Annotated in this window: 13 protein-coding genes; 6 read left to right on the top strand and 7 right to left on the bottom strand. The window is 39.3% G+C overall.

Going from position 1 to position 14,885, the window contains the following annotated elements; all coding sequences use genetic code 11:
- Nucleotides 1-42 precede the first annotated feature (42 nt).
- Nucleotides 43-801: a glycosyltransferase family 2 protein gene (locus tag INQ00_RS02045; protein ID WP_197547151.1), complete on the top strand. Its 759-nt coding sequence runs from the start codon at nucleotides 43-45 to the stop codon at nucleotides 799-801.
- A 63-nt stretch (nucleotides 802-864) separates the two neighbouring features.
- Here the strand turns inward: INQ00_RS02045 and INQ00_RS02050 are convergent, their stop codons facing one another.
- The 4 genes from INQ00_RS02050 to envC form a co-directional block, all read right to left on the bottom strand.
- Complete coding sequence (locus tag INQ00_RS02050) at nucleotides 865-2,361, bottom strand: surface lipoprotein assembly modifier (RefSeq protein ID WP_197547152.1); 1,497 nt, start codon at nucleotides 2,359-2,361, stop codon at nucleotides 865-867.
- Between the two features lie 70 nt (nucleotides 2,362-2,431).
- On the bottom strand, nucleotides 2,432-3,979 hold the full coding sequence (locus INQ00_RS02055) for a transferrin-binding protein-like solute binding protein (protein WP_197547153.1): 1,548 nt from the start codon (nucleotides 3,977-3,979) through the stop codon (nucleotides 2,432-2,434).
- A gap of 255 nt (nucleotides 3,980-4,234) precedes the next feature.
- A complete protein-coding gene (locus INQ00_RS02060; protein WP_197547154.1) occupies nucleotides 4,235-5,077 on the bottom strand; it encodes a divergent polysaccharide deacetylase family protein in 843 nt (280 codons plus the stop codon).
- Nucleotides 5,077-6,309, bottom strand: coding sequence for a murein hydrolase activator EnvC (gene envC, locus INQ00_RS02065; RefSeq protein WP_197547155.1), 1,233 nt, complete (start codon nucleotides 6,307-6,309; stop codon nucleotides 5,077-5,079). The genes INQ00_RS02060 and envC overlap by 1 nt, the downstream gene beginning before the upstream one ends.
- 187 nt (nucleotides 6,310-6,496) lie before the next feature.
- On the opposite strand from envC, the gene INQ00_RS02070 reads away from it, so the two are divergent.
- Together INQ00_RS02070 and INQ00_RS02075 are read left to right on the top strand one after the other, a co-directional pair.
- On the top strand, nucleotides 6,497-7,180 hold the full coding sequence (locus INQ00_RS02070) for a 2,3-diphosphoglycerate-dependent phosphoglycerate mutase (RefSeq protein WP_005694847.1): 684 nt from the start codon (nucleotides 6,497-6,499) through the stop codon (nucleotides 7,178-7,180).
- A gap of 63 nt (nucleotides 7,181-7,243) precedes the next feature.
- Nucleotides 7,244-8,053 (top strand): hypothetical protein, encoded by an 810-nt coding sequence (locus INQ00_RS02075; protein WP_197547156.1) that lies wholly within the window; start codon nucleotides 7,244-7,246, stop codon nucleotides 8,051-8,053.
- A gap of 2 nt (nucleotides 8,054-8,055) precedes the next feature.
- Here the strand turns inward: INQ00_RS02075 and INQ00_RS02080 are convergent, their stop codons facing one another.
- The 3 genes from INQ00_RS02080 to ilvC all read right to left on the bottom strand — a co-directional run bounded on the left by INQ00_RS02080 (nucleotide 8,056) and on the right by ilvC (nucleotide 12,614).
- Nucleotides 8,056-8,742, bottom strand: a complete 687-nt coding sequence (locus INQ00_RS02080) for an rRNA large subunit pseudouridine synthase E (protein WP_197547157.1) — start codon at nucleotides 8,740-8,742, stop codon at nucleotides 8,056-8,058.
- Nucleotides 8,743-8,796: 54 nt separating this feature from the next.
- A complete protein-coding gene (locus INQ00_RS02085) occupies nucleotides 8,797-11,061 on the bottom strand; it encodes an autotransporter outer membrane beta-barrel domain-containing protein (protein ID WP_197547158.1) in 2,265 nt (754 codons plus the stop codon).
- A 71-nt stretch (nucleotides 11,062-11,132) separates the two neighbouring features.
- Nucleotides 11,133-12,614, bottom strand: a complete 1,482-nt coding sequence (ilvC, locus tag INQ00_RS02090; RefSeq protein ID WP_197543886.1) for a ketol-acid reductoisomerase — start codon at nucleotides 12,612-12,614, stop codon at nucleotides 11,133-11,135.
- A gap of 165 nt (nucleotides 12,615-12,779) precedes the next feature.
- On the opposite strand from ilvC, the gene ilvY reads away from it, so the two are divergent.
- From ilvY to glpE, 3 genes are read left to right on the top strand one after another with little or no spacing between them, the layout of a single operon-like run.
- Nucleotides 12,780-13,658, top strand: a complete 879-nt coding sequence (gene ilvY / locus INQ00_RS02095; protein WP_197547159.1) for an HTH-type transcriptional activator IlvY — start codon at nucleotides 12,780-12,782, stop codon at nucleotides 13,656-13,658.
- A gap of 31 nt (nucleotides 13,659-13,689) precedes the next feature.
- Nucleotides 13,690-14,577 carry an EamA family transporter RarD gene (gene rarD / locus INQ00_RS02100; protein ID WP_197547160.1) on the top strand — a complete coding sequence of 296 codons (888 nt, stop codon included), beginning with the start codon at nucleotides 13,690-13,692 and terminating at the stop codon, nucleotides 14,575-14,577.
- Nucleotides 14,567-14,884, top strand: a complete 318-nt coding sequence (gene glpE, locus INQ00_RS02105; protein ID WP_197547161.1) for a thiosulfate sulfurtransferase GlpE — start codon at nucleotides 14,567-14,569, stop codon at nucleotides 14,882-14,884. Before rarD ends, glpE begins: the two co-directional genes overlap by 11 nt.
- The last annotated feature ends 1 nt before the right edge of the window (nucleotide 14,885 follow it).

Raw genomic sequence — 14,885 nt, forward strand, 5'->3', positions numbered from 1 at the left:
TTACAGAAATTTCGGCTAGTATAGCAAAAAAAGGATCAAAATATGCCAACAATTAGCGTTGCCATGATTGTCAAAAATGAAGCGGCAGATCTTGCTCAATGTCTTGATACTGTAAAAGATTGGGTAGATGAAATCATTATTGTCGATTCAGGCAGTACTGATAACACGCAAGAAATTGCGGAACAATATGGTGCAAAATTTTATTCGCATCCTGATTGGCCAGGTTTTGGCAAACAACGCCAACGTGCACAACAATATGTCACCAGTGATTATGTTTTGTGGCTAGATGCCGATGAACGTGTCACACCGAAACTGCGTGAATCTATTCAACAAGCGGTTCAACAAGATGCTCCAAATACGGTTTATGATATTCCTCGTGTGAGTGAAGTGTTTGGGCGTGAAATTCGCCATTCAGGTTGGTATCCTGATTATGTGGTGCGTTTATATCGTACAAATTATGCAGGATATAACGATTCTCTGGTACATGAAAAAGTGGTTTATCCTGAAAATACGAAAGTACAGAAATTAACTGGCGATCTGGAGCATTTCACCTATAAAAGCATTCATCACTATTTGGTGAAATCTGCGGGCTACGCCAAAGCTTGGGCTGACCAACGCCAAGCCAAAGGGAAAAAAGCAACGTTATGGCAAGGTATTAGTCATGCGATTAGCTGCTTTGTCAAAATGTACATTTTAAAAGCAGGCTTCTTAGATGGAAAACAAGGTTTCCTGCTTGCAGTACTTTCGGCCCACTCCACCTTTGTGAAGTATGCTGATTTGTGGGAGAGAAAGCAGAAATAAATTATTTCCAATATTGTCGATAATAAAAAAGTTGGATTCCTTTGAAATCCAACTTTTTTACATTTAGAAACTTTTACCCACTTCGATAAAGACTTGGTTTTTATCGTATGAATAAATCGCCATATTACTTTTCGTTTTACTATACGACCAAGTTACTTTTGGTGTAAAACCAGCATAGTGGAATTGTTTATGCCAAAGAGAAACAGAAGCACTATATTCGTTATTGCGCTGTTTCATACCTATAAACGATTGTTCAAGATAATTACGTTTTGCATAACCAAGTGTTGTGCTGGTTGTAATACCGAGTGGCCACTCTTGTCCCCAAGTTAAACGGGTACCAATTCGATTGTAAGCATTTGATCTGTCAGCCGCATATTTCTTTATCAAATCTAATGAAATTGACCAGAATTGGGTTGAGCTAGGAATAAACATTAATGAATTCGTTAAAGAATGCACTGCGCCATTATAATTTCGTTTATCGATCTCTTTTCTATAACGTTCATAACCAAAGTTATAAAGTGCAGAATATTTAAAGTTTTGGTTTAACCAATATCCCATTGATAAACTTGCACCATAAGTATCAGTGTATTGTTTTAAGCTATCTCCACCATTTAAACCACCACCATACCAACGCTTGTTAATATAGGGTGTCACTTGCACATTAAAACGAGCATCAGAATAACCGTATCCTAAGCCAATATGTCCGATTAAATCATTATATTTTTTATTATCCCAGTAATATCTGGAACTCATACTGCTATCAAAAGCAACGTATTTGCCGTTAGATAAACTCCAACGTTTATCCGCTCCAATAGACAAACCAAGACCTTTACCTGTTTGACGAGGGGTATTATAGGTTACCTCACCACTACCAACAGCCATTTTGGTTCCCTGTTTTGCAGAATTTGCTAGATTTTTATCATTTAAAAAAGTTGTTGAGAAAGAGAAATTCCAGTTTTCTTTGCTATCAATCACTTCGATAAATTTATCAAATACTGCAACATCTTGAGCGTTTTGAGTCGAAGCACGAAGTCTTTCAAACTGTGTTTTAGCTGCTTCGTATTCTTGGTTATAGAATAATGTTTCAGCAAGTTGATAGCGAATAAAATTATTTTCAGGGAAATCAGAAATGAGTTTACGGTATGAAACAACGGATTTATTCAAATCCTCTTCTCTTTCAAGGATCGCCTTTGCCCAATCAATTAAAGAACGATCGGCATTAGGAACAGATTCATAAATTTGGATATAAACAGGAAGAACCGCTTTATTTGGATTAACCAGCGCTTCTAAAAATAAACGTTCTAACAGAGCTGGATTTTCAGCCAACTGCTTTCCAGTAAATCTCGCAACACTATTACCTTGATTTTCTTGCGCCATCGCACTTTGTTCAGATAAACGCTGTTTTCTTAACAAGTCTTCTTTTAGATTCTTTTGGTTAATATTTGGCATGCTTGCTTCATTTTGCAGCGGGTCTCTTTCCTGTACAGGAGCGGGAGACGTTTGAGCATAAGTTGGTAATGCAATACTTGCAAGTGTCAGTAATAATGTTGATTTTTTCATAAGCCCTCAACGATAGAAAAAAACAGCCCATTTTCATGGGCTGTCTGAATATTAAATATAACTCAAAAAATTATTTTGCGTTATTTGCATCTGTACTTTCACCCCAAGCTGGAACTGGAGCTGGAGTAACTACAGGTGGAGCAACAAATGGAGTATTTTGTACTTTAGCACCGAATGATGCACCCCAGTTGTTCGCAGTGTCATTACTTGAAATCACACCACCTAACTCTTGTGCTTGTGCACCGTATAAGCTAGCTTTTAACACACCTTGAGCACCATCGTGTTTAGTTGCGCTACCAGAGATGCTACCGTTATTTGCTAATGTACCAGTGAAGTTAGCTAACTCAACATTGTGTTCTTTAACTTGTTGTTGAGTATTAGTTTCTGTCCATCTGTTGTAAAGGTTACCAGTTACATTTTTGCTTGCTAAATCAATGTCAGCTGCAACGTGAGTACCACTTACTAATGCGTATTCCGCACCTAAAGCATTTGGAAGACCTGATTTATCTTCATAGTCTTTGTCTAGGTTGTAAGTAACTGCGTGACCTTGGTAGTGTAATTTACCCGCTGCTGCTTCAGAACCGAAGTAAATATTTTTAAGATCGCTTGCTAAAGTTGCGCTATATGGAGTGCTGTTTACACCACGGTAGAAGTAGTTATCTTCAGTACCGTTTTCACCGTAGCCACCGAAGCTTGCTACTTTAGTACCATATTGAGCAACATCTTTACCATCTTTAAGATCTGCTTCTTGTACTGCGTTTAATTTAGAGGTTACACGGCCGTATTGAACATAGTTCAATTTAGAACCTGCAGTGTATTTACCATCAGCATCTTTTGCTGTGAATGGTGCGTTCGCTAATACAGTATCACCATCAGCGATGTTTTTCACTTCAGAATCACCATCAACGAAAGTTCTGTGACCATACACTTCAGCAACAGAATCAGCTAAACGAGCATCAGTACGTGCATCTTTTGTATCAACTACGTTTTTACCTTCAGCTTTACGAGTATAGTTTAAACGACCTTCTTCATAAACATATGCTAAACCAGTATCATTACCTTTAGTATCTGTTTTAGTTGAAGCTTCACCGCCATTACGTGCCGCACCTACATTTGTGCTACCATTAGCTGTTTTGTAAATGTGGCTTAATGTGTGTTGACCAGTAGTGTTAGCTGTGTTACCACGGAAGTCAAAATCTTCTAAGTAAGCTTGTTTTGCTTGAGTGTTCACAGAACCATCAGCGTTTAATGGAACCGCTACAACGATAGTGTCTAAGCTTGGGTGTAATTCAACTGTCATGTCAGTTGGAGAAACAGAAGATTTGCTGTTAGTTTCTACACCTTCACCAACGTTTAAGTTAGATTGAGTTTTCTTAACAAATTTAGCACCTACATCTTTTGTTTTTGCAACTAATGCTTCTGCAGCTGCTGCTTTTTCTGCTGCTGCTTTTTCTGCTGCTGCTTTTTCTGCTGCTGCTTGTTGAGCTGCTGCTTGTTGAGCTGCTGCTTGTTGAGCTGCTTCATCATTGTTGCTGCTACCACCGCTAGAACCACATGCAGCTAATACTGCCGCACACGCTACTGTTAAACTAAATTTAATGAATTTGTTGTTTTTCATAATGTATGTAACCTTATAAAATTGGTTAGCCAATAGACTTATGCTATTACACGCTTGTGTTATAGCACCTTTTGTATACAAAAGGCTAATAAAAGCCTTTCTGGGCGAATTCTAGCAAAAGGAAAATAACGTTGCAACCTTGAAATGTCATATTCTTACCCCTTTTATCAACATTTAAGGTAAATTTTTTGTAAATTTACGTAAATTTCTTTAAGTTTACATATAACAATATATCAACACTTCTTCTATATATTATTACCTCGGCACGCCTCTCAATAAAGGGATTGGCTCAAATGGTGCAACTGAGGTTGGCGCAGGAATATCATTAAAAATTAAGATAAATGGTTTAGGTGGCAAGATTTTTTCATTTCGCCACAAGCTTCCCATGCCGACTAATTGAATATCATCGGGTAAATTTTTTATTCCTGATTTTAATACAGCTACGGTATTTGGGCGAGGGTGCCCAATAGCAATGGCTGTGCCATGTTTACGTGCATATTGAATGGCATTCTGAAATTGCCGTTGCACATCCACTAAATTATCACTATCATCTAAAAAGATATGGCGATCTAATACGCGTACACCTTGCTCTTTTGCTATTTTTCCCGCGACTGATTTTCCGATAGTACGGCTATCTAAAAAGAATAAATGTTGCTCGCGAAGTGCGGACATTAAATAAGTCATTAATGTGGTATCGGCTGTGGCTGCACTGCCCATATGATTATTCATTCCGATTGCGTTTGGCACAATAGATTTGGCCTTTTTCACTCGCTCATTCACTTGCGCTTCAGATAACCCTAAAGTCAAACCACCTTCCTCAATTTTAATATTGCTGACAGGCTGCATTGGCATATGAATAAGAATATCGTGATTCTGCGCTTTCGCTTGCTGATTGCGAATTTTGGCATAGGGCGCAGCAGGAATGATGGCGACAGAGATTTCTTTTGGCATAGCCAAAATTTCCGCATCTTCTTTCGGATGATAGCCAATGTCATCGATCACAATGGCCAGTTTGCCTTGTGCAAAAGTAAATGCAGAGAAAAGTGCGGTTGAAAAAATGATTGTATTTTTGACCGCACTTTGAAAGAACCTTGCCATTATTTAATCCACCCAGCCGGATTCACAGGTACCCCTTTACGGCTTATACCAAAGTAAAGCGCCGGTTTAGAGAGCTCACCCGTATTCCCTACTTGTGCGATGGTTTGTCCTGCAGACACCAGCTGACCCTGTTTTACAAATACCGCTTGGTTGAAACCATACAAACTCAAGTCGCTATCACCGTGTTTCACAATCACCATATAACCATAACCATTAAGATGACCCGCTAGAATAACACGACCACTTGCAATGGCTTTTACTGCTGTACCCGTTGGTGCGCCGATAACCATACCTTTCCAACGGACTTCGCCCGCTTGGATTGAACCAAAGGAGTGCAATGTCGGACCGGAAACAGGACGGCTGTATTGACGGGCTGCAGTACCTAAACCACTGGTGCTGTTAATCAACTTACGTTCTTGATCAGTTGGTTGATAAGGTTTTGAGGTCCGTTTTTCTTCCTCTTGTTTTTTCTGAGCAAGGGCTTCACGCTCACGTTGTTCTTGTTGGCGAGCGGCTTGTTCTGCACGTTGAATTTCTTGGCGAAGGGCATTTTCATTCGCTTTCAACGTTTCCAGCTTGTTCTGATCTTTGGTTAAGTTTTTGTTGAGTTCATTTAACGTAGATTGGCGTTCTTGTTGCACTTTTTGTAATTCTTGCTGCTGTTTCTTTTGCGTAGAAAGTTGATCGCGATGATTTTTTTGTTGCCCTGAAATCGCCTCGCGCTGTTTCGCTAAACTCTCTTGTGTCGCTTTCAGATTGTTGATCATATCGATGCGCACTTGATTTAAGTGCTGATAATACACTTTCATGCGTTCCGCTTTTTTTGCATCTTCTGAAAGCATTCTTTCCAAGGTAGAAGGATTTACACCTGAGCGATAGATGGCGTCTATTTGCTTTGCGAGCTTCGCTTTTTGCACACGCTCTTGCTTTTCTAATTGCTTGATTTGCTTTTCGGTTTCCGCCATTTGCTTGCGAATTTCTTTTAAGCTTAATTCTGTTTCACGTAATTCACCGACAACACTATTAATTTTGCTTTCTTGATCTTTAAGACTGGCTTGGAGTTTAGCTTGTGTGCGTTTTTGCTCGGCGATCTTCGATTCTTGTTGTTTAATTTGTTTTTGAATTTGAGTGAGATCGTTGCCTTGCGCGAAAGATGAAAAGCCAAGCAGACCACAAGCAAAAAGTGTGGTCAGTTTTGATAAGATTTTTTTTCTACGATTGCTTTGCTGCATACATCTAAACTTGAGAGAAATTAAGGGACGAATAAAGCTTAAATACTAGCATTATTTTTGAGTGGCTAAAAGTTTACAGGCGATTTTTTGCGAAAGATCAGTAAATGCCGCCTTTTTACTTTTAAACATAACGATTTTTTGCTATAACAGAGCCATTCATTTTTTTATTAATACTTAGGAGATCCTTATGGAATTAGTATTCATTCGTCACGGTTTCAGTGAGTGGAACGCAAAAAATTTATTCACCGGTTGGCGTGATGTGAATTTAACCGAGCGCGGCGTAGAAGAAGCAAAAGCAGCAGGTAAAAAATTGTTCGAGAAAGGCTATGAATTTGATATCGCCTTCACCTCTGTTTTAACTCGTGCAATCAAAACCTGTAACATCGTGTTAGAAGAATCTCACCAGTTATGGATTCCTCAAGTGAAAAACTGGCGTTTAAATGAGCGTCACTACGGTGCATTACAAGGCTTAGATAAAAAAGCAACCGCAGAACAATACGGTGACGAACAAGTTCATATCTGGCGTCGTTCTTATGACATTTCGCCTCCAGATTTAGATCCAAAAGATCCAAACTCTGCACATAACGACCGTCGTTATGCAAACATCCCATCTGATGTTGTACCAAACGCAGAAAACTTAAAATTAACCTTAGAACGCGCGTTACCATTCTGGGAAGATCAAATTGCACCAGCAATGCTTTCTGGTAAACGTGTTTTAGTGGTGGCGCACGGTAACTCACTTCGTGCATTAGCAAAACACATCATCGGTATTTCTGATGCGGAAATCATGGATTTTGAAATCCCAACTGGCCAACCATTAGTGTTAAAACTTGACGATAAATTAAACTACGTAGAACACTACTATCTTTAATTTATAAATGATTTCAAAGTGCGGTTAATTTTGACCGCACTTTTTGTTTAAGGAGAATAACAGATGAAAAAATTACTCGCGGTGATTTTTGCCTTGTTACCTGTTTTGGCCTTTGCAGCATCGCCAAATCATACGGCAAAATCAACTCAAACCAAGTCAGTGAAAACAGCAGTTAAAAAAGTAGAAGCCAAGAAAGCAACCACACCTAAAGCCGTAGCCAAAACAGCTAATAAAAAAGCGGATGCCAAAAAAGCAGAAGTGAAAAAGTCAGCTAAAATTGTCGAAGCGAAAAAAGCGGTAACAAAAAAAGAAAAAATAAAAAATAAAACGACAAATAAAGCCGCTAAAGCAGAGCCGACAAAAACGAAAGGCAAACAGCCAGTAGAAAAAACTAAGCAAACTGCATTAAAAGACAAAAAGACGGTAGCGAAAAGCAAACAAAGTGCCGTTAAAGAATCAGCTAAACCTGAAAAAGTGATTGCTAAAAAAACACCAGCGGTAAAAACCGAAGTGAAGAAAGCTGAACCAAAAGCTGTTGAAAAAGTGACTGAAAAGAAAGTAGATGCTGTCGCACAAAAAACAGCGAGTATGGTGACAAAATCCGTTGTCGTACCAAGATGTAATGATTCAAAAGTTTTTGCGGTATTATCTGATGCCTTCAAAAAACAAGGTGCAGCCACTAACACCCAAATGACAGTGAAACAAATCGCGCAAGCCCGTGAAACGCAATCTTATCCACAACAAGGCATTCGAAGCTGTAATGCGATAGTGGAAACCAACGGCGTTAAATATGTTACCGATTACAGCATTATCTTGAATGATAAAGGCTTCTTCGTGCAAGTGGAAAACGCACAACCCGCTCAACGTTTCTAATCTTAACGTGCGTTATTTAAATGAAGTTGTTTGAATAACGCACGCATTTCTTCTTCATTCAAACGGCGATATTCCCCATTACCCAATCCATCAAGCGTTAAATGGCTCATTTGATAACGGATGAGACGCAATGTCGGAAAGCCGATATGTGCTGTCATTCGACGCACTTGTCGATTGCGTCCTTCACTAATTTTTATTTCCAACCAGCTCGTTGGAATACTTTGTCGCTCACGAATAGGTGGATTACGAGGCCAGAGAAAATCCGGTTCAGAAATCAACCGCACTTTTGCCGGCTTCGTCATTCCATCTTTCAATTCAACACCTTGACGAAGCTTGTCTAAATCAGACTCTTCAGGAATGCCTTCTACTTGCACAAAATACGTTTTTTCAGTTTTAAACTTTGGATCTGCCAAACGATGTTGCACTTCACCATTATTCGTTAAAATCAGTAATCCTTCGCTATCACGATCCAATCGTCCTGCTGCATACACATTAGGAATGGTAATAAAATCTTTTAACGTCGCTCGGCCATTTTCATCGGTGAATTGTGTCAGCACATCAAACGGTTTGTTAAATAAAACTATAATCGTCTGTTCTAATGTAAGTGGCTTTGCTTTAGGCTTAAATGAACGAGTGGGGTTTGCCGTTCGTTTGGTTGTAAATGAGCGAGAAGGGAAAGATTTCGACATATTATTTATTCAGTAAAAAGAGAAAAAGGGCGGATTTTATTCCGCTCTCTTATATTACCATTGATAGCGATAAACCGCTTGAATTGCATAAGGTTTGTCGAAGTTTTTACCGTCAGCACGGCTTACTTCTAAACCAAAACGATGATTTGCAAATCCAGCATTTAAACCGACCGCACTTTCAAAACGTCCACGGCTACTTGCAACATCAAGTGCGCTGTTTGTGTAATGAATTTTGCTACTACGGTTTTTGCTAGTAATCGCATTGACTTCTGCATAAGGTTGTAGATTCCAACCATTATTTAATGCAAAGCCTTTGGCTACACGTAAACCAATTTGAGAATAAACAGAAGATAAGCTATCTTCATTTTCTTGTGATGAAATATGTGTCCACGCTAATTGTGCTTGCGGTGTGATTGTCCAATCGTTCGCAAGACTAAAGCGTTTGCCTAATTCACTCGAAATAGTATAAGCGTTGTAATGGCGTTTTTCAGTGTGATCTGAGTTAGCGTGTAAACGGCTGTATTTCACGATGTTATCTACATAAATACCGTTATCTGCAAGGTAAGCTGCATATAAGCCCATGCTGTTGCTTCTTACTTTGCCATCACCGTAATGACTATTGAAATCAACGTTAGCTTGGCTACGACCAACAAATCCACCAACACGGAGGTTATCAGTTACAGCAGCATCAGCGCCCACTTGTACGCGATGTACGTTTTGTTTAAAGCCAGAAGTTTCACTCTCACCAGTCGAAAGTGCGGCTAATTTTTGACGAGAATTCACGTTACGAACCCACACATTGCCTTTTTCACCGTTTTTCACTTCACCTAAACGTTGATGGATGCCACTTAAATCATCTTCCACTAAAAGCAATTGTGCTTGGCGAAGAGAAACTTGTGCATTTGCTAAGTCTGAAAGTAATGGTGTGCTTGGTAGAACTGGAGCTGTAGGTGGTACTACTGGATTGCTTGGGGTTACTACTGGGGTGCTAGGCGTTACCGCAGGTTTGCTTGGAGTCACCACTTGTTTGCTTGGTGTAACTGGTGCAACAGGTGGAGTTGGGGTGACTTCATTTTTAGAGTTCGCTAATACCCAATTATTTCCTTCTTTTGTTAGGAAATATTGGTAAGCCCCTAAATCTACACGATTATTCGGGTTCGTTAAGCTAAATGCAGCATTACCGCCATTGGTTTCGACAAGTGTCACTTTTCCGTTAGCAATATTTGCACCTTGGTTGGTTACACCAATTTTATGATTACCTTCAGCAGTGCCTTTAACAACGATTTTATCGCTTTTGTTTTCAGCGATATTCGTGTTTAGATTGAATGTGCCTGAGCCAGTGAGATTACCACGAACAATGATACCTTGGTAGTTATCATTGGCTAGATTTACTACGCCATTATTAAGAGCCAAATTAGTTAAGCTTGTTGTTTGAACCACGCCATCTTCATCAGTGAAAGCTTTAGTTGTCCAATTGCTATTATTTAAGTTTAAGTTGAGCACGCTATTGCGGTCGGTAGTAGTAACTCCAGAAACAGTAGAATTATTAAAGGTTAGTTGGATATTTTCTGTAATGCTCTCTGTATCATTAAATTTAACATTTTCACCACTAGCAAGCATACCTCCATTTATTGTTGAGTTATTAAAGGTCGCAGAGAAGTGACTGTTGATAACTTCGCCAACCCCAGATCTTAAAGTAATGATTCCACCTTGAGGAATTGAAACATTGGAATTATTAACGATCAATTCTGGCCGAGCTTGATTCTCCGCTTCATATACAAAAATAGAACTATCATTGTTTGATGTTACATTCACATTGTTTAATGTTAATTTACTCTTCTGATTCAGAGCAAATGCCTCTAATATGGAGTCTTGGTTGTTATCACCCATCAAGACTTTTGAGTTATGCATGGTTACCGTTGAATTATTTAACTCAAATAAATAACCATTAGCATCTGCATTGTTAGGATTAGTAATACTATAGGTTCCACCATTGATTTCAGTTGTGGAATTAGTGATATTCATTACCACAAAAGAATGATGTCTATTTGCTGGAATAGATAGTGAAGCATTAACATTATTTAATTGTCCGCTTGAGTTTGTCATTGTTACTGCGGATAGAAAACCCCATTCAGGATCATTTGTTGGACTGGTTGGATTAATTAAACATTGATTTAACATAGCCCCACTTTGCCCAGTAATTGTCACGCCGCTACTATTACAAGCCACATCAGCCGCTAGAGCTGAATTTACTAATCCAAGAGCTGCAGCGACTAAACTCATTTTAAAAGTGCGGTTAAAAATTTTGTTGTTTTTCATATTAATTCCTTGGGATTATAAAAAAAGCCAACTTATTGAATAAGCTGGCTTAAATTTTAACGATTTAATGATTAACCTGCAACAGCGATACGTTTCATATCTGTCATGTAGCCACGTAACTCTTGACCGATTAATTCAACCGGGTGGTTACGGATTGCATCGTTTACATCGCGTAAGGTGATGTTGTCGATAGCGACTGCTGGTGTAGGTTCACCTAAGTCACCTTTTTGTAAGGTTGGGATGATTTCTTTAGCAAGAATAGGGGTCGCTACGTTAGAGAATAAGTAGTTACCATATTCTGCAGTATCAGAAATGACCACGTTCATTTCGTATAAACGCTTACGCGCGATAGTGTTAGCGATTAACGGTAATTCGTGAAGTGATTCATAGTAAGCTGATTCTTCATAGATACCGCTTGCCACCATCGCATCAAAGGCTAATTCAACACCTGCTTTCACCATTGCCACCATTAATACACCGTTATCAAAGTATTCTTGTTCAGAGATTTTGATGCCGTCTGCTTTTGGTGCATTTTCAAAGGCAGTTTTGCCAGTTGCTTCACGCCATGCGAATAAATCTTTGTCACCATTTGCCCAGTCAGCCATCATAGTTGCTGAGAAGTGACCGCTGATGATGTCATCCATGTGTTTGTAATATAAGAAACCAAGGCTTTCTTTGATTTGTTCAGCAAGTTCAAATGCACGTAATTTTGCACTGTTTGATAAGCGATCCATCATTAATGTGATACCACCTTGTTTTAAGGCTTCGGTAATTGTTTCCCAACCGTATTGGATCAATTTACCCGCGTATGCTGGATCTTTACCATCAGCAACAAGTTTGTCGTAACATACGATAGAACCTGCTTGTAACATACCGCAAAGAATGGTTTGTTCACCCATTAAGTCAGATTTTACTTCTGCGACGAATGAAGATTCTAATACACCCGCACGGTCACCACCAGTTGCTGCAGCCCATGCTTTCGCAATTGCCATACCTTCACCACGTGGGTCATTTGCTGGGTGAACTGCGATTAATGTTGGCACACCGAAACCACGTTTATATTCTTCACGAACTTCAGTACCTGGGCATTTTGGTGCACTCATCACCACAGTGATGTCTTCACGGATTTGCTCACCTACTTCAACAATATTAAAACCGTGTGAGTAACCGAATGCAGAATCTTTTTTCATTAATGGCATCACATCAGCCACCACTTTAGAATGTTGTTTGTCCGGTGTTAAGTTGATCACTAAGTCTGCGGTTGGAATTAATTCTTGATAAGTGCCCACTTTAAAACCGTTCTCGGTTGCACGTTGGAATGAAGCACGTTTTTCTGCGATGGCTTCTGGGCGTAATGCATAAGCGATGTCTAAGCCAGAATCACGCATATTTAAACCTTGGTTTAAACCTTGTGCACCACAGCCTACGATAACGATTTTTTTGCCTTTTAAGTAGTTGCAACCGTCAGCGAATTCGCTGCGATCCATAAAACGACAACGACCTAATTGGTCTAATTTTTCGCGTAAATTTAATGTGTTGAAATAGTTAGCCATTTTTCATCCTTAATATGATGTTGATTAATATTTGTATGAGGTTGTGTTTGAATATAGTTTTTTGTTGTGTCATGGATTATAAGATTTTTAATTGTTGCGTAAAGTGATATTATTGACACTTAGTGTTGCATTTTTTGCAACGATATTTGCATTTTAGTGATACATATGAACTTTCAAGACCTTCAAATATTTCTTCATCTTGCAGACACACAAAATTTTGCAAAAACCGCTACGCAAAATCATATGTCACCTTCTACGCTTTCACGCCAGATTCAACGAATGGAAGAAGAATTAGAACAGCCTTTATTTATTCGTGATAATCGACAAGTGCGTTTAACCGAACAAGGTGAGAAATTTTTGCAATTTGCGAAAACGGAATGGCAAAACTGGCAACAGTTTAAGCGTCAGCTTAGGGATAATTCAGCGGAATTAAGCGGAGAGTTACGCTTATTTTGTTCGGTAACGGCTTCATATAGTCACTTGCCACAGGTATTAGCCAAATTTCGTACGCGTTATCCAAAGGTTGAAATTCAACTGACCACAGGTGACCCCGCTTCTGCAGTACAATTCATTCAATCGGAGCAAGTGGATCTTGCTTTGGCGGGGAAACCGAATAATCTGCCGACGGGATTAGCGTTTTATAAGATCGATGATATTTCCCTTTCATTGATTGCGCCTCGCGTGGCTTGTTTAGCCACACAATTATTGCAAGAAGAGCCCATCAATTGGCAGCAAATGCCTTTTATTTTGCCATTGGATGGGATGGCACGGCAGCGTATTGAACAATGGTTACGTAGCAAACACATTAAACATCCGAAAATCTATGCCACCGTAGCAGGACACGAAGGGATCGTGCCGATGGTAGCGCTCGGTTTTGGATTGGCTATGCTACCCGATGCAGTAATTGATAATAGTCCAATGGCAAAAGAAGTTTCCCGTTTAAATTTGGATAATCCGGTAGAAGCATTTGATTTGGGCGTTTGTGTGCAAAAAAGAAATTTGGCAAACCCCTTAATTCGTGCATTTTGGGAGATGTTAGACTAGAATAATAAGTAGAATTAACCTAAGGATTATTATGTTAAGAGGCGTACTCATTTCACTTTTAGCCTCATTTTTATTTGGCTATATGTATTATTTTTCCACGCTGCTGAAACCACTTAGCGGCACGGATATTTTCGGCTATCGAATGATTTTTACATTCCCTTTCGTCGCCCTTTCCGTCATCATGTTTAAGCAGAAACAGGCATTAGTGGAACATATAAAACGCATCAAAAAACAACCGCTCTTTGCCCTTTCCTATATCACTTGTGGCGCATTAATGGGTTATCAAATGTGGCTCTTTTTGTGGGCACCCAATAATGGTAGCTCCTTAAGTGTTTCTTTCGGTTATTTATTGTTGCCAATTGTGATGGTGGCCGCAGGGCGGATCATTTTTAAAGAACGAATTTCAACATTGAAATTCATTGCCGTGTTAATTGCAGCAGTGGGGGTGATTTCTAATATCATCTTAAAAGGCGAATTATCTTGGGAAGCTATTGTTATCTGTGTAGGTTACACCGCCTATTTCTCCATACGAAAAGCCTTAAAAAATACCGATCTTGGTGCCTTTTGCTTAGAAATAATCTCATTATTGCCAGTTAGCATTTATTTTGCGCTTCAAACCGATTTTGCTACGGTGCAGGAATCGAATCCTAATATTTGGGGATTATTGGTATTACTCGGGCTTATTAGTGGTGCTGCATTAATTGCTTACGTGATTGCCAGCAATATGCTACCGATGAATTTGCTTGGCCTTTTAGGTTATGTTGAAACCATTTTGATGGTGATTATTTCATTTTTAATTGGAGAGGAAATGGATGCGGACAGTTATCCGTTATTCATTTGTTTAGTATTGGCGATGAGCCTGATTATTTTTGATGGCGTGTATAAACAGCGCGTAAAGGGAACAAACCATGTCGTTTAAAGAAATTAGTCCAGAACAAGCTTGGGAAATGGTGCAAAATGGTGCTATGCTTGCAGACATTCGGGATCCACAACGTTTTACCTACTCCCATGCAAAAGGTGCGTTTCATTTAACCAACCAAAGTTTTTTACAATTTGAAGAACAGGTGGATTTCGATTCCCCGATTATTGTGAGTTGTTATCATGGTGTGAGCAGCCGAAATGTGGCGACTTTCCTCATTGAGCAAGGCTATGAAAATGTGTTTAGCATCATTGGGGGATTTGATGGTTGGGTAAAAGCTGGTTTACCGATAGAAACGGCTTATTAAT

This window comes from Haemophilus parainfluenzae (genome assembly GCF_014931275.1).
GTDB lineage: Bacteria > Pseudomonadota > Gammaproteobacteria > Enterobacterales > Pasteurellaceae > Haemophilus_D.

Excerpts from the sequence above, each read along its gene's own strand:
- INQ00_RS02045 (WP_197547151.1), top strand. The coding sequence starts at position 43 with ATGCCAACAATTAGCGTTGCCATGATTGTCAAAAATGAAGCGGCAGAT.
- INQ00_RS02050 (WP_197547152.1), bottom strand. The coding sequence starts at position 2,361 with ATGAAAAAATCAACATTATTACTGACACTTGCAAGTATTGCATTACCA.
- INQ00_RS02055 (WP_197547153.1), bottom strand. The coding sequence starts at position 3,979 with ATGAAAAACAACAAATTCATTAAATTTAGTTTAACAGTAGCGTGTGCG.
- INQ00_RS02060 (WP_197547154.1), bottom strand. The coding sequence starts at position 5,077 with ATGGCAAGGTTCTTTCAAAGTGCGGTCAAAAATACAATCATTTTTTCA.
- envC (WP_197547155.1), bottom strand. The coding sequence starts at position 6,309 with ATGCAGCAAAGCAATCGTAGAAAAAAAATCTTATCAAAACTGACCACA.
- INQ00_RS02070 (WP_005694847.1), top strand. The coding sequence starts at position 6,497 with ATGGAATTAGTATTCATTCGTCACGGTTTCAGTGAGTGGAACGCAAAA.
- INQ00_RS02075 (WP_197547156.1), top strand. The coding sequence starts at position 7,244 with ATGAAAAAATTACTCGCGGTGATTTTTGCCTTGTTACCTGTTTTGGCC.
- INQ00_RS02080 (WP_197547157.1), bottom strand. The coding sequence starts at position 8,742 with ATGTCGAAATCTTTCCCTTCTCGCTCATTTACAACCAAACGAACGGCA.
- INQ00_RS02085 (WP_197547158.1), bottom strand. The coding sequence starts at position 11,061 with ATGAAAAACAACAAAATTTTTAACCGCACTTTTAAAATGAGTTTAGTC.
- ilvC (WP_197543886.1), bottom strand. The coding sequence starts at position 12,614 with ATGGCTAACTATTTCAACACATTAAATTTACGCGAAAAATTAGACCAA.
- ilvY (WP_197547159.1), top strand. The coding sequence starts at position 12,780 with ATGAACTTTCAAGACCTTCAAATATTTCTTCATCTTGCAGACACACAA.
- rarD (WP_197547160.1), top strand. The coding sequence starts at position 13,690 with ATGTTAAGAGGCGTACTCATTTCACTTTTAGCCTCATTTTTATTTGGC.
- glpE (WP_197547161.1), top strand. The coding sequence starts at position 14,567 with ATGTCGTTTAAAGAAATTAGTCCAGAACAAGCTTGGGAAATGGTGCAA.